This is a genomic window from Streptomyces musisoli (genome assembly GCF_016741855.1).
Classification (GTDB): domain Bacteria; phylum Actinomycetota; class Actinomycetes; order Streptomycetales; family Streptomycetaceae; genus Streptomyces; species Streptomyces musisoli.
Map to the genome: position 1 here is coordinate 1 of NZ_JAERRH010000005.1, position 22,904 is coordinate 22,904.

Annotated in this window: 26 protein-coding genes; 4 read left to right on the forward strand and 22 right to left on the reverse strand. The window is 73.1% G+C overall.

The features are described from left to right. From JK361_RS15290 to JK361_RS15310, 5 genes are all read right to left on the reverse strand, one after another. Positions 1–712, reverse strand: a 712-nt coding sequence (locus JK361_RS15290; RefSeq protein ID WP_201817674.1) for a TetR/AcrR family transcriptional regulator, incomplete at its 3' end; no start/stop codon positions are given. Between the two features lie 36 nt (positions 713–748). Next, positions 749–1,801, reverse strand: a complete 1,053-nt coding sequence (locus JK361_RS15295) for a PDR/VanB family oxidoreductase (protein ID WP_201817676.1) — start codon at positions 1,799–1,801, stop codon at positions 749–751. After that, positions 1,798–2,697 carry a metal-dependent hydrolase gene (locus JK361_RS15300; protein WP_201817677.1) on the reverse strand — a complete coding sequence of 300 codons (900 nt, stop codon included), beginning with the start codon at positions 2,695–2,697 and terminating at the stop codon, positions 1,798–1,800. Before JK361_RS15300 ends, JK361_RS15295 begins: the two co-directional genes overlap by 4 nt. Before the next feature lie 75 nt (positions 2,698–2,772). Continuing rightward, positions 2,773–4,680, reverse strand: a complete 1,908-nt coding sequence (locus tag JK361_RS15305) for an amino acid adenylation domain-containing protein (protein WP_201817678.1) — start codon at positions 4,678–4,680, stop codon at positions 2,773–2,775. A 49-nt stretch (positions 4,681–4,729) separates the two neighbouring features. Then, a complete protein-coding gene (locus JK361_RS15310; RefSeq protein WP_201817679.1) occupies positions 4,730–5,257 on the reverse strand; it encodes a tetratricopeptide repeat protein in 528 nt (175 codons plus the stop codon). Positions 5,258–5,354: 97 nt separating this feature from the next. Between JK361_RS15310 and JK361_RS15315 the strand changes: the two genes are divergently transcribed. After that, positions 5,355–5,747 (forward strand): hypothetical protein, encoded by a 393-nt coding sequence (locus JK361_RS15315; protein ID WP_201817681.1) that lies wholly within the window; start codon positions 5,355–5,357, stop codon positions 5,745–5,747. Between the two features lie 117 nt (positions 5,748–5,864). Here the strand turns inward: JK361_RS15315 and JK361_RS15320 are convergent, their stop codons facing one another. The 9 genes from JK361_RS15320 to JK361_RS15355 form a co-directional block, all read right to left on the reverse strand. Next, complete coding sequence (locus JK361_RS15320; protein WP_201817683.1) at positions 5,865–7,400, reverse strand: DUF1996 domain-containing protein; 1,536 nt, start codon at positions 7,398–7,400, stop codon at positions 5,865–5,867. A 136-nt stretch (positions 7,401–7,536) separates the two neighbouring features. After that, the gene (locus tag JK361_RS15325; RefSeq protein WP_201817685.1) at positions 7,537–8,190 is read right to left on the reverse strand and encodes a LuxR C-terminal-related transcriptional regulator; all 654 of its coding nucleotides are present in this window, start codon (positions 8,188–8,190) and stop codon (positions 7,537–7,539) included. Next, a complete protein-coding gene (locus JK361_RS15330; protein ID WP_201817687.1) occupies positions 8,175–9,449 on the reverse strand; it encodes a sensor histidine kinase in 1,275 nt (424 codons plus the stop codon). Before JK361_RS15330 ends, JK361_RS15325 begins: the two co-directional genes overlap by 16 nt. 31 nt (positions 9,450–9,480) lie before the next feature. Beyond that, on the reverse strand, positions 9,481–10,527 hold the full coding sequence (locus JK361_RS15335) for an NAD-dependent epimerase/dehydratase family protein (protein ID WP_201817690.1): 1,047 nt from the start codon (positions 10,525–10,527) through the stop codon (positions 9,481–9,483). Between the two features lie 61 nt (positions 10,528–10,588). Beyond that, a complete protein-coding gene (locus JK361_RS15340; RefSeq protein WP_201817693.1) occupies positions 10,589–11,170 on the reverse strand; it encodes a winged helix-turn-helix domain-containing protein in 582 nt (193 codons plus the stop codon). Positions 11,171–11,288: 118 nt separating this feature from the next. Further along, the gene (locus JK361_RS42055; protein ID WP_262418638.1) at positions 11,289–11,411 is read right to left on the reverse strand and encodes a hypothetical protein; all 123 of its coding nucleotides are present in this window, start codon (positions 11,409–11,411) and stop codon (positions 11,289–11,291) included. A 176-nt stretch (positions 11,412–11,587) separates the two neighbouring features. Continuing rightward, positions 11,588–12,676, reverse strand: a complete 1,089-nt coding sequence (locus JK361_RS15345; RefSeq protein WP_201817696.1) for a hypothetical protein — start codon at positions 12,674–12,676, stop codon at positions 11,588–11,590. A 68-nt stretch (positions 12,677–12,744) separates the two neighbouring features. Beyond that, entirely contained in the window at positions 12,745–13,776 is a 1,032-nt protein-coding gene (glnII, locus tag JK361_RS15350; protein ID WP_201817699.1) for a glutamine synthetase, read from the reverse strand. A gap of 180 nt (positions 13,777–13,956) precedes the next feature. Next, entirely contained in the window at positions 13,957–14,427 is a 471-nt protein-coding gene (locus JK361_RS15355; protein ID WP_201817713.1) for a MarR family winged helix-turn-helix transcriptional regulator, read from the reverse strand. A 69-nt stretch (positions 14,428–14,496) separates the two neighbouring features. Between JK361_RS15355 and JK361_RS15360 the strand changes: the two genes are divergently transcribed. Further along, positions 14,497–15,354, forward strand: a complete 858-nt coding sequence (locus JK361_RS15360; protein ID WP_201817718.1) for an alpha/beta fold hydrolase — start codon at positions 14,497–14,499, stop codon at positions 15,352–15,354. A 3-nt stretch (positions 15,355–15,357) separates the two neighbouring features. On the opposite strand, the gene JK361_RS15365 is transcribed toward JK361_RS15360, so the two are convergent. Both JK361_RS15365 and JK361_RS15370 read right to left on the reverse strand, forming a co-directional pair. Further along, positions 15,358–16,062: an SCO2207 family protein gene (locus tag JK361_RS15365; RefSeq protein WP_201817721.1), complete on the reverse strand. Its 705-nt coding sequence runs from the start codon at positions 16,060–16,062 to the stop codon at positions 15,358–15,360. Positions 16,063–16,181: 119 nt separating this feature from the next. Further along, the gene (locus JK361_RS15370) at positions 16,182–16,550 is read right to left on the reverse strand and encodes an arsenate reductase family protein (protein ID WP_201817723.1); all 369 of its coding nucleotides are present in this window, start codon (positions 16,548–16,550) and stop codon (positions 16,182–16,184) included. 221 nt (positions 16,551–16,771) lie between these two features. On the opposite strand from JK361_RS15370, the gene JK361_RS15375 reads away from it, so the two are divergent. Beyond that, complete coding sequence (locus JK361_RS15375) at positions 16,772–17,086, forward strand: hypothetical protein (protein WP_201817726.1); 315 nt, start codon at positions 16,772–16,774, stop codon at positions 17,084–17,086. Positions 17,087–17,138: 52 nt separating this feature from the next. Here JK361_RS15375 and JK361_RS15380 read toward each other — a convergent pair whose 3' ends face one another. Next, the gene (locus tag JK361_RS15380; protein ID WP_201817729.1) at positions 17,139–18,320 is read right to left on the reverse strand and encodes a winged helix DNA-binding domain-containing protein; all 1,182 of its coding nucleotides are present in this window, start codon (positions 18,318–18,320) and stop codon (positions 17,139–17,141) included. A 17-nt stretch (positions 18,321–18,337) separates the two neighbouring features. Continuing rightward, the gene (locus JK361_RS15385; protein WP_236053051.1) at positions 18,338–19,108 is read right to left on the reverse strand and encodes an alpha/beta hydrolase; all 771 of its coding nucleotides are present in this window, start codon (positions 19,106–19,108) and stop codon (positions 18,338–18,340) included. A gap of 139 nt (positions 19,109–19,247) precedes the next feature. Between JK361_RS15385 and JK361_RS15390 the strand changes: the two genes are divergently transcribed. Then, positions 19,248–19,523 carry a hypothetical protein gene (locus JK361_RS15390; RefSeq protein ID WP_201817734.1) on the forward strand — a complete coding sequence of 92 codons (276 nt, stop codon included), beginning with the start codon at positions 19,248–19,250 and terminating at the stop codon, positions 19,521–19,523. Between the two features lie 19 nt (positions 19,524–19,542). Here JK361_RS15390 and pspAB read toward each other — a convergent pair whose 3' ends face one another. From pspAB to JK361_RS15410, 4 genes are all read right to left on the reverse strand, one after another. Continuing rightward, positions 19,543–20,127: a PspA-associated protein PspAB gene (gene pspAB / locus JK361_RS15395; RefSeq protein ID WP_201817738.1), complete on the reverse strand. Its 585-nt coding sequence runs from the start codon at positions 20,125–20,127 to the stop codon at positions 19,543–19,545. 3 nt (positions 20,128–20,130) lie between these two features. Next, on the reverse strand, positions 20,131–21,051 hold the full coding sequence (gene htpX, locus JK361_RS15400; protein WP_201817741.1) for a zinc metalloprotease HtpX: 921 nt from the start codon (positions 21,049–21,051) through the stop codon (positions 20,131–20,133). Between the two features lie 420 nt (positions 21,052–21,471). Further along, on the reverse strand, positions 21,472–21,729 hold the full coding sequence (locus JK361_RS15405) for an SCO2583/SCO2584 N-terminal domain-containing protein (protein ID WP_201817743.1): 258 nt from the start codon (positions 21,727–21,729) through the stop codon (positions 21,472–21,474). A 99-nt stretch (positions 21,730–21,828) separates the two neighbouring features. Then, positions 21,829–22,818: a GlxA family transcriptional regulator gene (locus JK361_RS15410; RefSeq protein WP_201817751.1), complete on the reverse strand. Its 990-nt coding sequence runs from the start codon at positions 22,816–22,818 to the stop codon at positions 21,829–21,831. Between the last annotated feature and the right edge of the window lie 86 nt (positions 22,819–22,904).

Below are 22,904 nucleotides of genomic sequence, written 5' to 3' on the forward strand. Positions count from 1 at the left end.
TCCCGAGGGCGATGAGCCGGCCGGCCAGGTCCGCGAAGGGGCCGTCGGCCGGCTCGTTCTCGGCCATGGTGCGCAGCAGCTCGGCCATCTCCGCGTCGTGGCCGGCGCTGACGGCGGCCAGCGCGGCGAAGTCGTGCACGAGCTGGACCTCCAGCTCGGCGCGCGGGATGCGGCGGCCGTCCAGCCAGATCAGCGCCGTGGACTCGACGAGCGAGATCCACGAGCGGATCACCAGTTCGAGGCGCGGCGATGCCTCGGTCACGCCCAGGTGCGCCAGCATCTGTTCGTAGGCGGCCTGCCGCACGGAGTCGATCAGCGCACGAGTGGCCGATACGTGGTCCTGCGAGCCCGCCCCCTCCGCGGAGACGGCCGGGCCGCCGCGCATCAGCGCCGAGAAACCGGGGCCGTGATCGTCCACGAAGTCGAAGAAGCGGCGCATCACCCGCAGCAGCCGGGCGCCGAGCGGACCCTCGCGCGGCTCGGCGAAACGGCTCGCGAGGTCCTCCGACGCACGCTTCAACGCGGCCTCGTACAGGCTGAGTTTGCCCGGAAAGTAGTGGTAGACGAGCGGGCGTGAGATGCCCGCCGCCGTCGCTATCTCATCGATGGAGACCTCGTCGGGCGAGCGTCGGCTGAACAGGTCGAGGGCGACACCGATCAGCTGCTGCCGACGCTCCTCGACGCCCATCCTGCGGCGAACCCCGATACTCATGCGAACACCTTACCGATCGAATTCGGCCGATCGTGATCACATGTCGAGCACCAGACGGTCGCCCCGGGCCCGGGAGACGCAGATCAGCATCGAGTCGCGCCGCTCCGCGTCCGTCAGCAGCTCGTCCCGGTGTTCGATCTCCCCCTCCAGCACCCGCTGCCGGCAGGTCCCGCAGAATCCCTGCTCGCAGGAGTAGGCGGTGTCCGGCAGTTCGCGGCGTACGGCGGCCAGGACCGTGGAGCCGGCCGGCACCGTCAAGGTCCGCCCGGTGCGGCGCAGTTCCAGCGCGAACTCCGTGTCGCCGTCCGTCCCGGCGCGCGGGGCGAACCGTTCCAGGTGCAGGGTGGCCCCCTCGGGCAGCGCCTCCTGGACCGCCGCCATCAGGCCCTCCGGCCCGCAGCAGTACACGGCCGTGCCCTCGGCCGTGTCCGCGAACAGGGCGGCCAGATCCGGCCGTCCGTCCTCGTCCTCGGCCACCACGGCCAGCCGGTCCCCGGCGAGTTTGCGCACCTCTTCCAGGAACGGCATCGAGGCCCGCGTCCGCCCGCCGTACAGCAGCCGCCACTCGGCGCCGTCCGGCAGGGCCCGCAGCATCGGCAGGATCGGGGTGATGCCGATGCCGCCGGCGACGAAGACGTACGCGGGCGCGTCGGCGAGGGGGAAGCGGTTGCGGGGGCCGCGCACCTCCAGCTCCATGCCCTCGGCGAGTTGCTCGTGCACCTCGCGCGAGCCGCCCCGGCCGTCCGCCGCGAGACGCGTGGCGATGGTGTAGGCGGAGGTGTCCTCGGGGTCCCCGCACAGCGAGTACTGCCGTACGAGCCCGGACGGCAGCACGAGGTCGAGATGGGCGCCCGGCTCCCAGCGCGGCAGGCCGGGGCCTTCCAGGCGGAGCTGCACGACCCCGTCGGCGATCATCTCGTGGGCGGTGACCAGCAGCTTCAGGGCCCGCGAGCGCGGCCGGCCGGAGATCGGCGGGTCCAGGGCGGGCAGCGGCCACAGCGGGGAGCGCCGGACGCGGCGGCGCAGGGCCCGCCGGGTGAGCAGGGCGGCGCCCGTGACGAGGGCGACGGTCCGCAGCTTCGGGGTCACCCCGCCTCCCGCTTCTCGGCGGCGAGCGCGGCGGGGGAGGTGGCCAGGTAGGCCACGGCCTGGGCGGTGGAGCACTCCTGGGAGGGGTGGTAGGAGCGGCCGAGGTAGCGCGGGATGGACCTCAGCATGTCCCCGGTGGCGGGCAGGATGCCCTGCCGGCCGCGCAGATGGAAGTCCTTGAAGGACGCCTTGGGGTCGGTGAGGGTCGGGTCGTTCTCCAGGAAGAAGCGGATCCCGCGCTGCCACAGGAACACCAGTGCAGAGAAGGCCGTCGCCCAGGTGCGCACCCGGCGCCGGTAGCTGCCGTCGACGTGCTGGAACAGGTCGAAGGCCACGGACCGGTGCTCGACCTCCTCGGCGCCGTGCCAGCGCAGCAGGTCCAGCATGGTCGGGTCGGCGCCGCGCCGGTCCAGCTCGGCCGCGCCCAGCACCCAGTCGCCGAGGAACGCGGTGTAGTGCTCGATGGCCGCGATGAGGGCCACGCGCTCCAGCAGCCACCAGCGGCGCGCCCGGCCCGGCGGCAGGGTGCGGTCGCCGAGCAGCTTCTCGAAGAACCAGTCGACCTGGGCGGTGTAGGGAGTCGGGTCGAGACCCTGCTCGCGCAGGTGCGGCAGCACCTCGTCGTGGGCCTGGGAGTGCATGGCCTCCTGGCCGATGAAACCGACGACGTCCGCACGGAGCCGGTCGTCCCGGATCAGCGGCAGCACCTGCTTGTACACGTGCACGAACCACCGCTCGCCGGCGGGCAGCAGCAGGTGCAGCACGTTGATGGTGTGCGTGGTGAACGGGTCGCCGGGCACCCAGTGCAGCGGCGTGTCCTCCCACGAGAAGGACACGTTGCGGGCCTTGAGCGCGATGCGCTCGGACTCCACCGGCCGAGGCTGCGTGTTAGACATGGCGTCAATGTACTGGCGGGTAAGACGCCTGAGAAGCCCTGTGGGGAGCCTTGTTTACGTGGATGTCAACAAGGGCTACCGCAGCCCGCTGATCTTCCGTCCGTCCGCCAGGGTGCCCTCCAGGTCGGCCCGCGCCCCCTGTGCCGCCCTGGCCGCCAGCAAGGGCCCCTGCCCGGACGCGGTGACCCCGCCGGTCGCCCGGATCGAGGCCGTGCCCGCACTGCCCGCCGCCAGCAGATACCAGTTCCCGGCCGCCGACTTCCACAGCACCCCGGCCAGCACCTGGGGATCACGCGCCCCGCAGGCCGGCACGTCCGTGGCCTTGGCGACGGCCGCCCCGGCCGCCCCGCCCGGAGTGCGGAACTGGGCCAGCGTGACCGTGCCGGCACCGCGCCAGGTCTCCGCCCGGGTGCACACCCACGACCCGGAGCCGCTGCCGTCGGGCAGCGGCTGCACGGCGTAGGTCCAGGCGTTGACGCCGCGGACGCCCGCCGAGCGGTCGGCCGCCAGGGAGCAGGCGAACGGCGCCCAGGTGCGCAGCCCCTCCGCGTCGGACGCCTCCCGGGGCGAGCCGGGCCGGCCGGCCGTGAGATGGGCCGGGACCAGCTCGCCGAGGTCGGTGGCGAGCCGGGTGCCGGAGGCGTCGGTCAGCTGGAGCACGGTCCACGAGGTGCAGGTGCCCGGCCGCATGGCGGAGCTGGCCAGCGGCGCGGTGACACCGCCGGCGAGGGTGAGGGGCGTCGCCGCCGAGTCCGGCCTCGCCAGGTCCCGCTGGGCCGCCTTGGTCACCCAGGGGGCGAGCAGGTACCGGACGTTGCCGTCGGAGCGGCCCAGCACCAGCGCGCCCGCCCCGGCGTCCGAGCCGCCGTCGGTCCGGGCGAAGTCCAGGGCCGCCCCCTGCGTGCCGCTCTCCGGCTCGGCGTACCGGGCGATGCGCAGGCCGTCGTAGAGGATCACCACCCGGGCGGCGTCCACCTGCCCCGCGTACAGCAGCTGGGGCGGCCCCGCCGGGCCGCCGGTCTGGGTGCCGGGGGTCGCAGAGACGCGGACCTGTTCCCCGGGGCGGGCCCAGACGGCGAGGGCGCGGCGCAGCAGCGCCTGGTCGCCGGTGAGCGGGCCGCGCGCGGGCCACACGGAGAAGTCGGTGCGGGCCGAGGTCCGCCACGCGGTGGGGGAGACCCGGATCAGCCTGCCGGGGTCGAGGGCGGCCTCGGCGGCCGGGTTCTCGGCGTAGGCGGGCGCGGCGGCGCCGTCGGGGCCCCAGCCGCCGTCCGGCAGGGCGACCAGCGCGCCGCACACCGCGAGCGCGGCGGCCGCCGCGAGGGCGGCCTTGGTGTGCTGGCGGCGGCGCATCAGATCGGTGGGGCGGGCCTGCAACGAGCAGGGGTCGAACTCGGCGGAGGCGAGCAGCCCCGGCTGCGCGGGGACGCTGTTCGCCGAGGCCAGCGCGCCACCGGGGTCGGCCACGCCCGCGGCCCGCAGGAGTTCGCGGATGCCCGTGTCGTGCAGCTTCTCCAGGTCACGCAGGACGTAGGCGGCGCGGGCCGGGCCGGACAGGGCGGACAGCCGCTGGTCCAGGGCGAGTTCGTCGGCGCCGCCCGAGCGCGGGAACAGCCGCAGCCCCCACACCTGGGGCAGTGGCGGCGGCAGCTGGGAGAGCCGGGACAGGCCCTTGCGGGGGCGGGCCGCCTCCAGGGCGGTGCTCAGGACCCGCCCGCGCACGTAGGCGTAGCCGGGGTCGGCGTCCCGGCCCGAGGACTGGGCCGGGACGGCGGGTGCCTGCTTGCGGCCCCGCGGCAGGGCCCGCTGGACGAGGGCGTGTGCGGTCAGCACGCGGCGGCTGCGGCCCAGACCCGGAGGCAGTACCAGGTAGGCGAGCCGGACCAGCCGTGGGTAGTGCTCGACGAGCGCGGCCTCGGCCTGCTCGACGTCCACCGGGCCGGAGGCGGGTGCGTGACGCTGGGCTACATCCTGTGACTGCACGTCCGGGAAAACGAGCCGGCCGGGGGTTGGTCACCGCCGGACGAGTGATTCACGCCTCCGGCACGACCAGGGCGCGCGCGTAGTTGGCCATCGACCGCTGGTAGCGCGGCAGATGCGGGGCCAGCGCGCCGAGCACGAGGGAGAGGCCCTCGCGGTCGCGGCCGAGGCTGGACAGGCACAGCGCGAGGCAGGCCCGGACCGCGTCGTCCAGCTCGTCGGAGGGCGCGTCCAGTTCGGGCGTGAGGAGCGCCACGCCCTCCTCCGCCCGGCCGGTGTTCCGCAGTGAACTCGACAGCTGGATCTTGGTCCGGCGCGCCTTGTACCGGCTCACGTCGCCGAGTCCCCGCTCCAGCGCCGCCTGGTACAGCGGCACGGCCTTGTCCGAGTGCCCGGTCGAGTCCCAGGCGCAGGCCTGCTCGAAGGGGCCCAGCGGGCTGTCGGCAGGCAGCTCGGCGACGAGGGCGTCGATCAGCGCGCGGAACTCGTGCGCGCGCTCTTCCGGATAGTCGTCGAAGGCGGCCCAGGCGGCGGCCACGCGATCTTCCCAACTCTGGTTCACCGGGGCACTCTCGCACACCTGTGCACGTTCGGGCACCGGATTTGAGCGGACCGTGCCCGGCAGCCGTATCCGAAGGAGCTGAGGCATGCTTGGCACACCAGGACCGGAGGAACAGATGAGGTTGACAGGACTGCTGCTCGGCGCCGCGGCCATCCTGACGCTGGCGGGCTGCGGTTCGGGCGGGGACACCGACCCGGTGCCGCCCACCGCGACCGGCAGCCTGGAGCGCCTGGCCGCCGAGGTGAAGTGCAGGCCGAACATGCAGACCGACGCCGACGAGATCCGCCAGGCCATCTGCCGCAACGGCGACGGCAGGTTCATCCTCGCCACCTTCGCCACCGACCGCGGCCAGCGCGAGTGGATCAACGACGCGAAGGAGTACGGCGGCCACTACCTGGTCGGCCGCAAGTGGGTAGCCGTCGGCGAGGACGGGGTGGTCAAGGCGCTGCGCGGCACGCTCGGCGGCGATCTGGAGACCGGCACCGACCATCACGCGCACAGCGGCTGACGCGGCCGTACGCCCGGTTCGGGGGAACGGGGCGTACGTGCGGCTCGTGGGCACGACGAAGGCCGGTGACGGGAGGGGGGATCGTCACCGGCCTTCTGTCCTGCCCCCGTTACCGGGTCATGCGCAGTTCTGACCGCGGTTGATGCAGTTGGCGATCTTGTTGGCCAGACCGTTCTTCGTGACGCTGATGAAGTCGTCGTGGTCCGTGGCCGCCTTGTGCAGCTGCTCCGGGAAGCCGTCGACCGCGTAGGCGTTCTTCACCTGGCCGTTCTGGATGGTCGGCGGGTTGATGTTGTACACCAGCCGCATCGTCAGCTGCGGGATCGCCTTGAACCCGTTCGGGCAGACGCCGCTGCCCGGGTCGGCGAAGGCGACGTGCGTGCGGTGGTTGGCGCTGTCGATGTTCTGCCCGTCCCAGCAGCTCTGGAAGGCGAACGAGCGCACCACCTTGCTGCCCTGCGGGCAGATCGGGTACTGCTGGGTCAGCTGGACCTTGTTCTCGAAGCCGGTGCAGCTCCAGTGCGCGTTGGCGTTGGCGAGACCGTTGGTGGTGGTCTTGGCGTCACCGGTGATGATGCGCAGGAACTGGGGCATCGCGACGACCTTGCTCGCCGGGCTGCCCACGTACTTGATCTCGGCCTGGGCCGGGGTCAGGATCTTGCCGACGTTGCCTTCCTTGCCGCCGCCGTCCTTGTTCTGGTCGAAGTCCTGGGTGCCGTCCTGGATACGGACCACCGGCCAGTAGTACGACGACACGTCGCTCCTGTTCTGGCAGCTGGTGCCGCCCTGCAGGAACGTGTTGTTGCTGGAGAACGCGTTGACCTTCTGGTTGCCGACGTAGTCGTGCAGGTGGTGGGCGCCGTTGGTCACGCCGGGCGCCACGATCACGTTGTCCGTGTTGAAGTTCTTGTTGGCGTTCACCCCGCAGCGCGTGGTGAACGTACCCGTCGACCCGTTGCGCAGCTGGCGCGGCTTGCCCTGGACGTTCGGCGCGACCTTGGTGATGTCCACGAAGTCCGCGGCGACCGGGCCGTTGCCGGCCTGCCCGCCGATGTTGCCCTGCTGGCCGCCGTTCTGCTGCTGGCCGCCGTTCTGCTGCTGACCGCCGTTCTGTTGCTGGCCGCCGTTCTGCTGCTGGCCACCGTTCTGTTGCTGGCCGCCTGCGGTGGTCTGGTTGGCGGTCTGCGTCGTACAGGCGGCGAGCTGCTGGAGCGCGTTGTCGAAGGAGCCGCCGACCCGCTGGATGTCGATCCGGATCCGGTTGATCGTCGCCGCCCGCTTCTCCTTGAGGGGGCCGACGATCGAGTTCTGCACGAAACTCGGGTCCTTGGCCTGCGCGTCCCGCGTGGAGGCGAGCCGGGAGTAGGCCTCGGTGATCTGCTTGTCGAGGTTCGCCAGTTCCGTCGCCACGCCCTGGCGGGCCCGGTAGGGAACGTTCGTCAGCTTCTGGCCGACGTCCGGGCACGAGATGGTCGCGACGCTCGCCGTCGCGGCCTTCGTCTCGTTGCCTCCCCACGTCTGGTTGCTCGACTCGTGCGCCGAGGCATAGAAGTTCGCCCAGATCAGCCCGCCCCCACCGAGCGCTAGGGCCGCCGATGCGGCAATGGCCTTGGTGGCCAGCGGCGTACGGCGTTTTCGTGTGTTGCGTCCCATGGAACTCCTCTGACTTCCTTGCGGGGCAGCATCGAGGCGCCCGACAGGAGTGAAGCGGCGCCCATTCATACGGACGCCGCCCCAGAGGTGTTCACCGGTCTCACAAATTACTCGCAGAATCAAACCAGTTGGCAGGTCAGCGGTCGCGGTCCAGATAGGCGAGCACCGCCAGCACGCGCCGGTTGTCGTCGTCCGACACCTCCAGGCCCAGCTTGGCGAAGATGTTGGAGGTGTGCTTGGCGATCGCCCGTTCCGTCACCACCAGCTGCGCCGCGATGGCCGCGTTGGACCGGCCCTGCGCCATCAGCTCCAGCACCTCCACCTCCCGCGGGGTGAGCCGGCCGAGCGGCCGGTCGCCCGCCGACCGCCGGGACAGCAGCTGCTGGATCACCTGCGGGTCCATCGCCGTACCGCCCGCCGCCACCCGTCGTACGGCGTCGATGAACTGTTCCGCGTCGAACACCCGGTCCTTCAGCAGATAGCCGATCCCGCCCTGGCCGTCCGCGAGCAGCTCGCGCGCGTACAGCTGCTCCACGTGCTGGGAGAGGACCAGCACCGGCAACCCGGGCCGCGCCCGGCGGGCCGCGAGTGCGCACTGGAGGCCCTCGTCGGTGTGCGTGGGCGGCAGACGCACGTCGACCACGGCGACGTCCGGGTTCACCTCCGCCAGCGCACGGGTGAGTTCGGGACCGGACTCGACGGCGGCCGCGATCTCGAAGCCGAACGCCTCCAGCATCCGCACCAGGCCGTCACGCAGCAGGAAGAGGTCTTCGGCTAGGACAACACGCACGGGATCTCCATGGTCACCATGGTGGGGCCGCCGACGGGACTGCCGAGGGCCAGGACGCCGTCGAATGTACCGAGCCGGCGCTCCACCCCGGCGAGTCCCGACCCGGCGCCGATCGCCGCGCCGCCCTGGCCGTTGTCGGTGACCGAGACCCGCAGCCGGCCGTCGGTGTGGTGCACGTCGACCCAGACCCGGTCGGCGCCGGAGTGCTTGACGGCGTTGGTCAGCACCTCGCTGACCGCGAAGTAGGCGGCGGACTCGACGGGCGCGTCCGCGCGGCCGGACAGCTCGACGGTCACCTCCACGGGCAGCGGCAGCCGCAGCGCCAGCGCCCGGACGGCGTCACCGAGTCCGCGTTCGGCGAGGACCGGCGGATGGATGCCCCGCACCAGGTCGCGCAGCTCCTCCAGGGCCTCCGCGGAGTTCCGGCGGGCCTGGGCGATCAGCTTCTTCGCCTGCGCCGGATCCTGTTCGACCAGCATCTCCACGGTGCCGAGGTCCATGCCCATCGCGACCAGCCGGGCCTGGGCGCCGTCGTGCAGGTCCCGCTCGATCCGGCGCAGCTCGGCGGCCGAGGTGTCCACGGCGTCCTGCCGGGTCTCGGTCAGCACCCGGACCCGCTCGGCGAGTTCGGCGTCGCCGCCCAGCACGGCCCGGGTGAGCCGGAAGTGCGCGGTCAGCAGGCGCGGGGCGAAACGCGAGGCGGCGACGAGGACCACGGCGCCGAGCGCTCCGGCGCCGAGGGCGGAGACCTGGCCGGTGACCGGCACGAAGGCGTACCAGTAGACGTCGCCCGGACCGTGCACGTACGCCCGCCACATCCCGGCCGCCAGCATGAATCCCTCGACCGGGAACAGCAGCAGCACGGCCGGGAGCAGCGCGGTGACGAAGCCAGCGGTCATGTCCACCGGCAGCCACAGGGCGTCCCGCCGCACCTGCGGGTCCCGGAGCAGGGCGAAGGTACGTGCCCAGGGGTTGGCGCCGCGGGGGAGCGGCTGGTACACCGCCGGGATCCGGACGCCGCACCACTCGGCCGCGAGCCTCCTGCGGGCATCGGCCAGTGCCCGTACGCCGGTCAGGACGGCCGGGGTCGTGACGAGCCCGATGCCGAGCGGGATGAGCGCGAGCGAGACGAGGGTCAGCGCGAAGAAGGCGATCCCGCAGGGCAGCACCACGAGGGCCAGCACCAGTCCCTGCACGCCGGCCAGCAGCACCGCTTTGGCCCGGTCCCGGAAGTCGTCGCTCTTGGTGTCGGTGTTCATGGGGCCAGTCTCGTCGAGGGCCGTGCGCGCGTCAGTCGTCCGAGGTCGCCTCTTGCGGGGTGGTGCCAGGTACACCGCCGGCCCCGGCCAGCACCTTCGCCTCCTTCTCCGGGGCGAGGCCCTTGGCCGTCCGGTCCGGTCGCATCGGTGCCACGCCGCCGATCCCCGTCAGCCACCGCCAGGTGTCCGCGACGGTCTCGCCCGCCGGCCGGCACACGAGCCCCGCCGCGAGCGCCCGGGACACGTCCGCGCGGTGCAGCGCGTCGTACATCTCGCCGTCCGGCGGCACCCACACCGGCAGTTCGGTCCACGGCTCGACGCCCGCGTCCAGGATCGCCCGCGGGTCCGTCCAGCACAGCTCGGCGTCCCCGCCGGTGGCCCGGACGCACGCCTCCAGCAGTTCCCCCATGGTGGTGTGACCGGGCGGGCCCACCAGGTCGTACGGTCCGCTCAACCCCTGCTCCACCGCGCCGAGGATCCACCCGGCCAGGTCGCGCACGTCGATGAACTGGAGCGCCAGCCCGCGCGGCCCGGGGGCCAGGACCGGGCCGCCCCGGGCGATCCGGGTCAGCCACCAGGGCAGCCGGCCGACGTTCTCGTACGGTCCGAGGACGAGCCCGGCCCGCGCCAGCAGCGAGGCCCCGGTGCCGAAGGACTCGAGGACGGCCAGCTCGCCGCCCCGCTTGTCACGCGGGTAGTCGCTCGCCTCCGCACCGGCGGCCGCGCCCTCGACCAGCGCGCCGTCCTCGGCGGCCCCCGGCGGCGGGGGCCAGGCGTACACGGACCGGCTGGAGACGTACACGTACCGTGCCGCACGGCCTTTCAGCAGCCGGGCCGTGTCCCGCACCGCGCGCGGCGCAGCCGACCAGGTGTCGGCCACGGCGTCCCAGGTGCCCTCGGCGGCCGCCAGGGCGGCGAGGCCGTCGGGGGCGGTGCGGTCGCCGTGCAGCGACCGCACCCCGGGCGGCGGCCGGTGCCGTCCCCGGTGGAAGACGGTCACCTCCCAGCCGCGCCCCAGCGCGGCCTCCACGACGGCCCGCCCCACGAACTCCGTACCGCCCAGCACCAGAAGTCTCATGCCGGTGATCGTGCCCGGTCCGGGGCCCGCGGGGGCGGGGGGTCTGCCGAGGGCAGAACGGTCAGTGGCCGGCCGGTGGGATGTACTTGTAGCCGACCCGGCGCACCGTCTGGATCGCCTGGCGGTGCCGGGCGCCCAGCTTGCGGCGCAGCCGGGCGATGTGCACGTCGACGGTGCGGCCGTCGCCGACATGGCCGTAGCCCCACACCGTGGTGACCAGCTGGTCGCGGGTGTGCACCCGGTGCGGGTGCGCCACCAGGTGGGCGAGCAGCTCGAACTCCAGGTAGGTGAGGTCGAGTTCCTGGCCGTCGACGCTGGCGACGCGGCGCACGTCGTCGATCCGCACGACCGGCTCCGGGCCGGGGCCGGCCTCGGTCTCCGGCCCGTCCGGGACCGCGACCGGCAGGAACGGGGGCCGCTGGTCGGCCGGGACCAGCACCAGGTAGCCGACCATCGGCGGCCGGCCCGGCAGGGTGGGCAGGGTGTGCTGCGGCGCGGGCAGCCAGGTGGCGCCCGGCGGCAGGAGGTCCGCGACGTCCACCACCTCGTCCCGGTCGACGGCGCGCAGCCGGTGCCGGGTGCCGTTGGCGGCGGGGGCGGGGGCGGGCAGGGTGGCGGTTGAGAGGGAACGGGTGGTCGCCATGAGAGGTCAGCTCTTTCGCGCGAGGAGTTCGTCGGGCAGGGCGACGGCCGCGATTCGTGGTCGGGCGCGCCGGAGGACGTACGTCGTTGCGCACTGGCCGAAGGCCGGGGGTACGGCTTTAGAGGGCCTGCGCGTTCATCGCGCGGCAACACACACGGTCGAAGTCGTGGTGCTGGCGGGAAGGCCAGAACGGCTCGAGGTCGTGACGACCCGTCGCGGTGCTCTGCTGGATGCCGGCCATGGGCCCATTGAAGCAGAGGCGTGCGGCGGGCAGGAGTCTTCTCTCACTGCTTGGACGCTTCCCCGGCGTGAAACTGACGTCCCATCCGCCCGGGACCCCGGACTCAAGCCCTGGTCAGGGGCGTGCGGAGGGCAGATCGTGGCCGGAATGCCGTCTCGCCATCCGGACAGGGGTGTTCAGTCGAGCACCGTCGCCGATGCCGGCAGGGCGCGTACGGCGGACCGCAGGACGTCGTCCGGGTGCGGCCCGCCCGTCACGAACAGGTCGTGGGCGGTGCGGCGGGCCGAGCCGGCGACCTCGCGCAGCGGGGCCACGGCGAACCGGGGCAGGAGGCCGATCCCGGTCAGCGCCGCCAGGGCGGGCGGCCGGACCGGGGACCGGAAGCCGTCGGCGAGCGCGCAGGCCAGCCGGGCCAGCCGGTACAACTCCCAGGCCTGCCCACCGCATTCGTCCAGCGCCCACGGCAGCACGTCCGCCTCGCGGTCGCGCCACCGCTCGACGATGTCGTGGGCCAGCGGCACGCCCCGGGTGAGGGCGCGCAGCGCCGCCTCCGGGTCGTCCTCCAGGAGCCGGTCGGTGAACGGGCGGTAGGGGTGCGGCCAGTAGCCGGTCTCGCGCGGGTGCGGGTCGGCCGCGTACGCCGCCGCGCACACGTCCACCGGTCCGGTGGGCAGCGGCAGGCCGGCGGTGCGCAGCAGGTCCTCCGCGGCGGCGAGCCGTATCCGGGGCTCGGGGTCGGTCAGCAGGCCGTGCCGCCAGTCGCCGTCGCCCGCCTCCAGCAGTGCGAGCGCGGTCACCACATGCGCGCGCACCCCCGTGTCGGGCTCCGTGTCGAGCCGGGCGCGCAGCAGCGGGAGCAACGGCAGCGCGTAGCGCCGGCCGAGGCTCGCGACCAGCAGCACCATGGCGTCCCGGATCTCCGCGTCCGGGTCGTGCGCGAAGTGCAGCAGGGCCGGCAGCGCCTCGGCCACGGCACGGCGCGCGGCGGCGCGTTCGGCGGGTTTTCCCGACCCGTCGGCGATGGAGCCGAGCAGCCGGAGCAGCTCCAGCCGGTGGCCCGGCCCGTCGAGCGCGAGCCGGGCGAGGTGGGGTACGGCGGGGGCCGAGGCGTCGTAGACATCGCCCTGGTGGCACAGCGAGGAGACCAGTTCCTCCATGGCCTCCTCGCGTACGCCGGCGTCCTCGGCCGCCATCGCCCGCAGCAGGCCGGGGATGCCGTCGGCCGGCCCGTACGCGTGGCCGAGCCTCCCCCAGTCGGTCTCCATGACAGTGCACGATGCGCAGCGAGGGCGCCCGCCGTCACGGCGGGCGCCCCTCGGGGAAGCTCTGCGGATCAGACCTGGCCGGCCTTCTCCAGCGCGGCGCAGCAGGTGTCCACCAGCAGGCGGGTCACCACGTACGGGTCGACGTTGGCGTTGGGGCGGCGGTCCTCGATGTAGCCCTTGCCGTCCTTCTCGACCTGCCACGGGATGCGGACCGAGGCGCCGCGGTCGGAGACGCCGTAGGAGTACTTGTCCCACGGGGCGGTCTCGTGCAGGCCCGTCAGACGCTCGTCGATGCCGGCGCCGTAGTTCTTGACGTGGTCCAGCGGCTTGGAGCCCTCGCCGAGCGACTCGCACGCGGTGATGATCGCGTCGTAGCCCTCGCGCATGGCCTTGGTGGAGAAGTTGGTGTGCGCGCCCGCGCCGTTCCAGTCGCCCTTGACCGGCTTGGGGTCGAGGGTCGCGGAGACGCCGAAGTCCTCGGCGGTGCGGTACAGCAGCCAGCGGGCCACCCACAGCTGGTCGGAGACCTCCAGCGGGGCCAGCGGGCCCACCTGGAACTCCCATTGGCCGGGCATGACCTCGGCGTTGATGCCGGAGATGCCGAGGCCGGCCTTCAGGCAGTTGTCGAGGTGGGCCTCGACGACGTCGCGGCCGAAGATCTCGTCGGCGCCGACACCGCAGTAGTAGCCGCCCTGCGGGGCCGGGAAGCCGTTCTCGGGGAAGCCGAGCGGACGGGTGCCCTCGAAGAAGGTGTACTCCTGCTCGATGCCGAAGATCGGCTCCTGCGCGGCGAACCGCTCGGCGACCTCGGCCAGCGCGGCACGGGTGTTGGAGCGGTGCGGGGTCATGTCGATGTCGAGGACCTCGCACAGCACGAGGATGTCGTCGCCGCCGCGGATCGGGTCCGGGCAGGTGAAGACGGGCTTGAGCACGCGGTCCGAGGAGTGGCCCTCGGCCTGGTTGGTGGAGGAGCCGTCGAAGCCCCAGATGGGCAGCGTGTCGAGGCCGGCGAAGTCGCCCGTGATGATCTTCGTCTTGGAACGGAGCTTGGCCGTCGGCGCGGTGCCGTCGATCCAGATGTACTCAGCCTTGAAGGTCACGGGCCACATCCTTCGGGGGTGGGTCGGGCGTACTCGTCGTCGCGGGTGCTGCGGCGCTGCGGCACCGGTGCGCCGCTCGATCTGCCCGGCAGCCTGTCAACGAGCCGTTTCCCGGTCATTGCTCGAATGTGAACCCCGTGTTACCTGGGCTTTCTGTGCCGCGAGTCACATTGTGGGGCGTCACCCGGGCGCGGTATGGCCGCCCTCCGCCGCGGCCTCCCGCACGCCGTCGAGGAACTCCCGGATCGCGGCCCGCTGATGGGCGTCGTAGCCGCGCAGCAGCTCCACCGACCGCTCGATCAGCGGACCGAAGAAGGCCCACCCGAGCCCGACGGCCCCGTCCGTCACCTCCACGACGACCTTCCGCCGGTCGCTCGCCGCCCGCACCCGCCGCACATGACCCGCCCGCTCCAGCCGGTCGAGCAACGCCGTCGTGCCCGCGGAGTTGAGCCCGAGCGTGGCCCCGAGCCGTCCGGCGGTCGTCTCCTCGCCCGCCCGCCGCGCGTCCATCAGCGCGATCAGGGCGCGCACGTCCGTCGGGTGCATGCCGTTCTGCTGGGCGAACCGCGAGCTGTGCAGGCCGAGTTCCACGGCGGTGGCGCGCAGCAGGTGGACGAGTTCCAGATCGGGCTGCGCGCGGTCGGGCTGCACGAGGGCCTCCGGGGCTACTATCTCACTGGGCGAATATCTTGCTCAACGAGATAATAAGGGGGCGGTCCGGTGACCGGACACGACGGCGACCTCTTCCGGGTTGCATACGACAAGGTGCTGGCGAAGTGGCCGGCCGACCACGAGGCGCTGACGGTCGCCACGCCCTTCGGCCCGACCCGGGTCAACGCCTGCGGCCCGCGGGACGCCCCCGCGCTGCTCCTGCTGCCGGGCGGCGGCGGGGCGACCTCCGCCTCCTGGTACGCCCAGGCCGCGCAACTGGGCCGGATCCGCCGGGTCTACGCGGTCGACCTCGTCGGCGCCCCGGGGCTGAGCGGCCCGGCCGGCGACCGTCACCCCCGTACGGTCGCCGATCTGGCGGACTGGCTGGACGCCGTCCTGGACGGCCTCGGCGTCACCGAGACCGACGTCGGCGGGCACTCCTACGGCGCCTGGATCGCCCTCCGGTACGCGCTGCGCGCGCCCGGACGGGTACGCCGCCTGTTCCTCCTGGACCCGACCCAGTGCTTCGCCGGGTTCAAGGCGGCGTACCTGCTCCGTGCCCTGCCGATGCTGGTGCGGCCCACGCCCCGCGGGGTCCGCGCCTTCCTGGAGTGGGAGACCGGGGGCGACCCCCTGGACCCCGACTGGCTCCGCCTGCAGGAGGCGGCCGCCGGCTTCCCGTCCCGGAAGCCGGTGACGGGCCCGCGCCCGTCGGCGGACGCGCTGCGCGGCCTGCGGGTGCCGGTCCTGCTGCTCGTGGCCGCGAACAGCAGGACCCATGACCCCACCGAGGTGGCGGCGCGGGCCGCCGGCCTGCTGCCGCGCGTGGAGACCGCCGTCCTGCCGGACGTCTCCCACCACGCGCTGCCGCAGGGGGCACCGGCCGCCCTGGTACGCCACCTCACGGACTTCCTGTCGGATTCCTGAGCCTCACCCCACCTTCTCGATCACCGCGCGCCGGATGAGGAACTTGCCCGGTTCCCGGACCTGTTCGAAGGCGGCGTTGTTGAGCAGGACACAACTGCCGGAGACGGAGGTCACCTTCACCGTGGTCGACTTGTTGTTGTCGAGGTTGGTGACCTTCAGGGTCGTCCCCGCGGGGAACTGGCTGCTGGACGCGGCAGGCGCGCCGCCCTCGCCGGAGAGCGTCACGGTGGAGCCCTTGCACACCTGCTCGCCGGCGGCCTGCTGACCGCCGCCCTGCTGGTCGGCGCCCTGCTGATCGGCCCCGGCCTGCTGGCCGCCTTGCTGGTCGCCTCCGGCCTGCTGGCCCGCGCCCTGCTGACCGCCGCCCTGCCCCGCCTGAGAGTCCTGAGCCGACTCCCCGACGGTGCAACCGGCCGCCTTCTGCTGGACCTTGATCTGCGCGATGACCGCCTCGCGGTTGGCGATCCGGGCCGCCGACTGCGCGTCCGGGTTCGCCTTCTGGCCCTCGATGAACTTCTCATTGTTGCCGAGTGCGGTGGCGAGGCCCTGGCAGGTGGTCGAGTCCGCGGACAGCGTCTTGGCGTTCTGCGGGCTCTGTGCGGCGTTCGAGGTGGACGCCAGGGCGAAGGCCCCGCCGCCCGCCACCGCCGCGGCGCTGACGAGCAGCGCGATCTTCTTCTTCGTGCCGAGAGTTCTCCTGCGTGACATGCGCGCCTCCTGAAGAGGTAGGGGAGCGTACGCCGCTATGTACGAGATACCGAACGGGGTTACTCAGTAGTCGCAGGAGTTGCCGAAGTAAGCTCCGTCACAGACGAGCTGACATGCCATCAGCTCCTGTTGTGGGCGAGGGCCTCGCGCACGGCCTCCTCGCTGCGCGCCACCAGTGCCGTCCCGTCGTCCGCGGTGATGATCGGGCGCTGGATGAGCTTGGGGTGCTCGGCGAGCGCGGTGATCCACCTGTCCCGGGTGCTCTCGTCGCGCGCCCACTCCTTGAGCCCCAGTTCCTCGGCGGCCTCCTCCCCGGTGCGGGTGATGTCCCACGGCTCGAGGTTCAGCCGGTCGAGCACGGCCCTGATCTCGTCCGCGCTCGGCACGTCCTCCAGGTAACGCCGGACGGTGTACTCGGCCCCCTCGGCGTCGAGCAGGCTGATCGCGCTGCGGCACTTGGAACAGGCCGGGTTGATCCAGATCTCCATGCGGAACACGGTACTCGGCATCGCCTCTGTTCGAATTCGCGACACCTCGGCAGCCCCATCCTCATCGACTGTGACGGAGTGCCAATTCCGCATCTCACCTGGGCCTTCACGCATGTCCGCAGACCCCCGATTGTCAGTGCCCGCCGGTAGACTGGAAGCAGTGTTCGAGGATGGGCGCCGGGCCTTCCGGTGTCCGTCCTGACCGCGACAGGAGGATGCCCGTGCCCGCTGCCGCTCTGAAGCCGACGTCGTTGCCGACCCAGTCCACCGCCAAGCGTCCCGTGCTGTTCGACTCGCCCTACGAGCCCGTGGTGAAGCGGCCGCTGCCGGCCGGACGGCCGCGCGAGTGGTACGTCTCGCACAACCGGCGGCTGAAGGCCATGCGCCTCGCCATAGCCCTGCTCGACTCCGGGGTCTACCTGCCGAACCAGGCCGGGAACGAGACGATCCGCGGCGCGGCCGAGCGGATCGGGACGCGGCCCCCGTCCGACACCACCTGCCACATGGTGCGGGCGCTGATGCGTTACTCGCGCTGAGCGAGCCGGGGTGCCGGGTGCCCCGCCGCCCGATGCGGGGCACCCGGCACCGTCACGCCGTCAGCTCCCGCTCCAGCGGCGTCCGGAAGCGCGGGGTGATCCGGGTCGCACCGAGCCGGTCGCACAGCCGTCCGGCCTCCGCCGCGACCTCGGACCCGGCCTCCCGGCGGATGCGCTCCTCCGGGATCCGCCAGACGATCTCGCCGTCCGCGCGCTGGGCCCAGCCGCCCACCACCCGGCCGTTCCACCACACCGTGGGGCCCACGTTGCCGCTGCGGTCGAAGAGCGCGGGACGCAGCGCCGGGTCCAGGTACCAGTCGCGCTGCTGCCAGGCCATGGCCGTCGGGTCCAGGGAGGGCAGCAGCGCCGCCCAGGGTTCCCCGGGGGCCGCCACCGGCGCCGTGTCGCCGTCTGCCACGTACCCCGTGCCCTCGTCCAGGACGACCTCCCGGGCGCCGGCCGCGGACAGCGCCCGGCGGACCTCCGTGACCCGCCAGCCCGTCCACCACTTCAGGTCCGCCTCGGTCGCCGGGCCGCACACCCGCAGCCAGCGGCCGAGCAGCGAGGCCTGGGCCTCGGCCACGTCCAGCTCGGGGTGGGCCGGCGCCGGTGCCCAGCGGAACTGGCTGGACGTCCAGGACCCGAGCGGCCGCCCCCGGACCACCTTGCCCTCCACGCCCAGCACGCGCAGCAGGCGGGTCGAGACCGTGTGGACGCCCTCGTAGCTCTTCCCGGCCGCGTAGACGAACTGCTCGCGCAGGCGCGGCTCGTCCGCCGCAAGCTCCGCCGCCGTCGCCTGGCCGCGCCGGGCCAGCGCGGCCAGCGTCGCCTCCTCCACCTCCGCCAGCCAGGCCGCGTCCGGGGCGCCCGCGCTCGCCATGTCCTTGAGCAGGCTCGCCCGTTCGCGGGCGGCCACCGCCAGGCCCGTCGAGGCGTGGACGACGGCGGTCAGCTCCGTGGGGAACACGAACACCGTGTGCCGCATGCCGTGCATCCGCACCAGCGTGCCGTCCTCGTACAGCGCACGCTCGGTCTCCGGCACCGCCTTCGCGGGGTCGGCCAGCCGGGCGGCCACCGCCAGGTGCACCGTCGCCGGGTCCGTGCCGTGGAGGGCCACCAGGGAGGCCGCGACCTCCTCGGGCGTCGCCGCCCGTGCCGTGCCCGCGAGGCGGTGGCGCAGAGCCAGCCGGGCCCGGCGCTCCGCCGTGTCGATGTGCCGCCGTCCGTCCGTCATACCGGCCCTCCCGTGGCTCACGATGCCTTGCCGGTATGGTCCCCGATGCCACTGACAGCCGGCGTCCGCGCCGGGGGCTGTCCGTCCAGCAGCGCCGCCACGAACGCCCGCCGGTCCTCGGCGTGGTCCTGGAACCACAGGCCCAGGATGTGATCCGCCTCGGGGAGTTCGAAGCGCGTGCACCGGCCGCGGGCCGACAGCGCCTCCTGCACGGCCTCGGTCGCCGCCGGCGGGATGACCGTGTCGGCGCCCGGGACCGCCAGCACCGCCCGGCCCGCGTAGGAGCGGAGGGCCTCCAGGGCGGGGGAGTCCCGCCAGCTGTCCGGGGCGCCGATCAGCTCGGAGAAGCGGCTGTCACCGGTGCCGAACGGCACCTCCCAGGCTTCGGCCGGGTAGACGCCGGGCGCGCACAGGCCCACCGCCGCCACCCGCCGCCCGTAGTGCCGTACCAGGTCCGCGACCGTCTGGCCGCTCATGCTGAAGCCGACCAGCACCAGCGGGTCGCCGGCCGGGGCGTGCGCGTCGAGCACCGCCACCGCCTGCTCGTACCGCCGGCGCAGGCTCGACTCCGCGAGCGTGCCCGTGCTCTCGCCGTGGCCGGAGAAGTCGAAGGCCAGGGCCCGGCAGCCCTGGGCGGCGAAGTCGGTGAGGAACGGCAGCAGCCGCTCCTTGCTGCCGATGCCCGAGCCGTGCAGCAGCAGCGCCGTGGCCCGGCCGGCCGGTCCGGCACTCGCTCCGCTGAGCAGTTCGCCGTCGTACGGGTGAGCAAAACCGGTGAGTTCGTCCATACGGGCCATTCACTCACGGCGGGGCCACGGGCCGGAAAACAGGATGCACCGACGGTCACGCCCTCTCTACGCTGAGCGAACGGAGGCGAAACGGACACACGCCCCTCTTCCCACCCCACTCACCCAACGGAGGTCCGTCATGCGTGGCATTCTCGCGACCGGGACCCTCGTCCTGGTGATCCTCGGAATCGGAAACCATCTCTGGTGGCTCGCCGCCGTCGCGCTGCTGTATCTGTACGCGACGCACGGCCGTGGCGCACCCGGCGCGACACCGCCCGCCGGCCCCGCCGGCGCCCTGCCGGACAGCTACCGGGCGTACCGGGAGCGCCGGGACCGGCAGGCCAGGTGGGAGCGCCGCTACCGCCGCGAGCGGCCCTTCGAGACCCGGCGGCGGCAGCGGGACAAGGCCCGCTGAGCAGAGGCGCCCCCGGCCGTCACAGGCCGGGGGCGCCCCACACCGGGAACCAGCGGCCCAGGTCCTGCTCGATGCGCAGGTCGTCGCCGAGCACCGCCTTCAACTGGAGCTCCAGCGCGGTGTCCCGCCGCTCGGCGGCACCGGACAGCGGGGCGAACGGATAGAAGGTGCCGCGCTTGTAGAGGTACACGAGCGCCAGCCTCCGGCCGCTGCCGTCCGCGAAGGCGGCCAGGGAGCACAGCAGTTGCGGCCCGAAACCGTTGACCTCCAGCGAGCTGTTCACCGCGTGCAGGTCGTTGACCAGCTGCGGCAGCTGGTCGGGGGAGCGCCGCGACACCAGCCAGGAGTAGCCGTAGCCGTCCCGGCGCAGCTCCACCGGCGGGCCGGTGCGGTCGGTGTCCGCGTCCAGCAGTGCCTGCACCTCACGGTGCATCTGTTCGAACGCCGCCCCCTCCACCGTGGCGAAGCACACCGCGCCGCTGCCGGTCGGGGTGAAACCGGCCGCCGCCTCCAGCGTCACCGCCGCCGACGGCAGCGCGAACATCCGGTCGAGATCGGGCGCGACCGGCTTGGTGCGGCCCAGCAGGATGTCCAGCAGCCCCACCGGTCACTCCGCCTTCCCGGGGACGGCGGCCTCGCCCAGCTCCGCCGAGATCCGGCCCAGCTGCTCCAGCCGCTGCTCCAGGCTCGGATGGGTGGAGAAGAAGCGCTCGATGCCGGGCTCCCGGCCGGTGGCCGGGGTGAAGTAGAACGCGTTGAACGCCTGGGCCGTGCGCAGATCCTTGGTCGGGATGCGCGCGATCTCCCCGGAGACCTTGGTGAGCGCCGCCGCCAGCGCCGAGGGCCGGCCGGTCAGATGGGCCGCCGCCCGGTCGGCCGCCAGCTCCCGGTACCGGGACAGCGCCCGGATGAGCACGAAGCTGATCGCGTACACGGCCGCCGAGACGCCCAGTACGGCGGCGAAGACGACGGCGGTGTTCTGGTCCCGGCGGCCTCCGCCGAAGACCTGTGAGTAGAAGGCGAACCGCACGACGAGTCCGGCGATCACCCCGAGGAAGGACGCCACCGTGATCACGGCGACGTCCTTGTGCGCCACGTGCGACAGCTCGTGCGCGAGCACGCCCTCCAGTTCCGCCGGATCCAGCCGCCGCAGCAGACCCGTGGTCACGCAGACCACGGCGTGGTCGGGATTGCGCCCGGTCGCGAACGCGTTCGGCATGTCCATCTCGGACACGGCGATCACCGGCTTGGGCATGTCGGCGATCGCGCACAGCCGGTCGACGACCGCGTGCAGCTCGGGATACTCCGCGCGCTCCACCACCCGGCCGCGCATCGCGAACATGGCGATCCGGTCGGAGAACCAGAACTGTGCCACGAACATCGCCCCGATCAGGACGACGACCAGCAGCCAGGACTTCAGCAGCACGATCAGGGCGGCGACGAAGCCCACGTACAGCAGCCCGAGCAGGAACAGCGTGAGACCCATCCGCATGGTCAGCCGCCGATCGCTCCGGAACCGGCTCTGCATCTCGCATCACCCCGCAGTCAGGCACTCGTCCCGCTGTCCAGTGTGCACCTGCCGCTTCCCATGGAACGGTTCCGAACGGCCCCAGAAGCGGCAAAAGGTCCGGGGCGCGTCTCCCGTGGGCCTCGGCGGATCCTCTCGCGTCACCGGCGGGCCTCGGCGGATCCCTCGCGTCACCGGCGGGCCTCGGCGGATCCCTCGCGTCACCGCGGGCCTCGGCGGATCCTGCGTCACCCGCGGGCCGCGGCGGGCTCCCGTCGTCGCCGGCGGCCCGTTGCGGGTCTCCGCACGCCACCGGTGGGCCGCTCGCGCAGCCGCCGCCCGCGGCCCGCATCTGCGCCTGCCCCGCAGGCCCTGACAGCCCTGGCGTCTCTCGTTCGGATCATGCCGGGCTCGCGCCTGATCCGAACGAAAGATCCTAGTCTAGTAGGGGGACCGCATCTGCGCGTACCCCAGCAGCACTATCACCGCGGCCACGCAGCCGAGCACCACGGCCGTCGACACCCACGACGAGCGGCGCGGGGCGGTCCGCTCCGGGTCGGCGCGGAAGGGCGCCGGGTCGGGCGGGTTCTCCCGCCAGCGGGCGGCGAGCATCCGGGCCCGGGCGGAGGGCTCCTTGTGCTCGGCCGAGTTCGCCCAGGTGTGATCGAACTCGCGCTCCCAGTCGTCCTGTTGCGGCATCCCCGTTCAACCTCTCTCGTCCGACACGATCAGGAGAGATGATCCCCCGACAATAGGAAGTCTGGGAAGCGGGAAAGGTTGCACAGGCTCCGGAGCCGGTCAGCCGGTGCGGCGGAACCGGCCACGGTACTCCGTCGGGGTCGTGCCGAGTTTGCGGCGGAACGCCCGGATGAGGGTGTCGGAGGTGCCGAAGCCGCACGCGGTCGCCACCCGGTCCAGAGTGTCGTCCGAGGTCTCCAGCCGGTTGCGGGCCACCTCGACGCGGGCCGCCTCGATGTAGGCGGCCGGGGTCATGCCGAGCTCCGTCTTGAAGATCCGGGTGAGCTGGCGCTCGCTGACATGGGCGTGCCCGGCCAGGTCGGCCACGGTCAGCGGCTCGCCGATGCGTTCGGTGACGAAGTGGCGCAGCTCGGCCATGCGCCGGGTGGTGGAGACGGGCTCGACGGGCACGCTGAACTGGCTCTGCCCGCTCGGCCGCTTCAGGTACATGACCAGCTGGCGGGCGACCCGCAGGGCGACGGCCTCCCCGTAGTCCTCGGCGACGAGCGCGAGGGACAGGTCCAGGCAGGCGGTGATGCCCGCGCCGGTCCACACCCCGCCGTCCCGGATGAAGATCGGGTCGGCGTCGACCTCGACCTCGGGGTGATCGGCGGCGAGCTGCTGCGCGGTCGACCAGTGGGTGGTGGCACGCTTGCCGTCCAGCAGGCCGGCGGCGGCGAGCAGGTGGGCGCCCACGCAGACGGAGGTGACGCGCCGGGTGCGGGCGGCGAGTGTCCTCACCCGGCCGACGACGGCCGGATCGGTCAGGGCGTGCACCCGGCGCTCCTCGTCGACCTCCACGGAGCCGGGCACCAGCAGGGTGTCGATGGCCCTGCGGGACGCCTCGTCGAAGGTGATGTCCGGCAGGACGCGGACCCCGGCGGCGGTGGTGACCGGGTCCATGGTCTCGGCGGCCAGGGCGACCTCGTACCCGGTGTCGTCCCCGGTCTCCCGCCGGAGCAGGGCGAACACCTCCGGCGGCCCGGTGACATCCAGCAGATCGACCCCGTCGAACAACATGACGACGATGAACCGCCGGACCCCACCCATGCGCTCTCCCCTCCACCGGCACCGCGGAGCCGATACCCCCGCACGTGTCCGAATCTGCAAGTTACCCGAACTCGCAGCCATCCGGA

Coding starts and splice junctions, on each gene's coding strand:
- JK361_RS15300 (WP_201817677.1), bottom strand. CDS start 2,697: ATGTCTAACACGCAGCCTCGGCCGGTGGAGTCCGAGCGCATCGCGCTC.
- JK361_RS15315 (WP_201817681.1), top strand. CDS start 5,355: ATGAGGTTGACAGGACTGCTGCTCGGCGCCGCGGCCATCCTGACGCTG.
- JK361_RS15320 (WP_201817683.1), bottom strand. CDS start 7,400: ATGGGACGCAACACACGAAAACGCCGTACGCCGCTGGCCACCAAGGCC.
- JK361_RS15330 (WP_201817687.1), bottom strand. CDS start 9,449: ATGAACACCGACACCAAGAGCGACGACTTCCGGGACCGGGCCAAAGCG.
- JK361_RS15335 (WP_201817690.1), bottom strand. CDS start 10,527: ATGAGACTTCTGGTGCTGGGCGGTACGGAGTTCGTGGGGCGGGCCGTC.
- JK361_RS15340 (WP_201817693.1), bottom strand. CDS start 11,170: ATGGCGACCACCCGTTCCCTCTCAACCGCCACCCTGCCCGCCCCCGCC.
- JK361_RS42055 (WP_262418638.1), bottom strand. CDS start 11,411: ATGGCCGGCATCCAGCAGAGCACCGCGACGGGTCGTCACGACCTCGAG.
- JK361_RS15345 (WP_201817696.1), bottom strand. CDS start 12,676: ATGGAGACCGACTGGGGGAGGCTCGGCCACGCGTACGGGCCGGCCGAC.
- JK361_RS15365 (WP_201817721.1), bottom strand. CDS start 16,062: ATGTCACGCAGGAGAACTCTCGGCACGAAGAAGAAGATCGCGCTGCTC.
- JK361_RS15370 (WP_201817723.1), bottom strand. CDS start 16,550: ATGGAGATCTGGATCAACCCGGCCTGTTCCAAGTGCCGCAGCGCGATC.
- JK361_RS15380 (WP_201817729.1), bottom strand. CDS start 18,320: ATGACGGACGGACGGCGGCACATCGACACGGCGGAGCGCCGGGCCCGG.
- JK361_RS15385 (WP_236053051.1), bottom strand. CDS start 19,108: ATGGACGAACTCACCGGTTTTGCTCACCCGTACGACGGCGAACTGCTC.
- JK361_RS15390 (WP_201817734.1), top strand. CDS start 19,248: ATGCGTGGCATTCTCGCGACCGGGACCCTCGTCCTGGTGATCCTCGGA.
- htpX (WP_201817741.1), bottom strand. CDS start 21,051: ATGCAGAGCCGGTTCCGGAGCGATCGGCGGCTGACCATGCGGATGGGT.
- JK361_RS15405 (WP_201817743.1), bottom strand. CDS start 21,729: ATGCCGCAACAGGACGACTGGGAGCGCGAGTTCGATCACACCTGGGCG.
- JK361_RS15410 (WP_201817751.1), bottom strand. CDS start 22,818: ATGGGTGGGGTCCGGCGGTTCATCGTCGTCATGTTGTTCGACGGGGTC.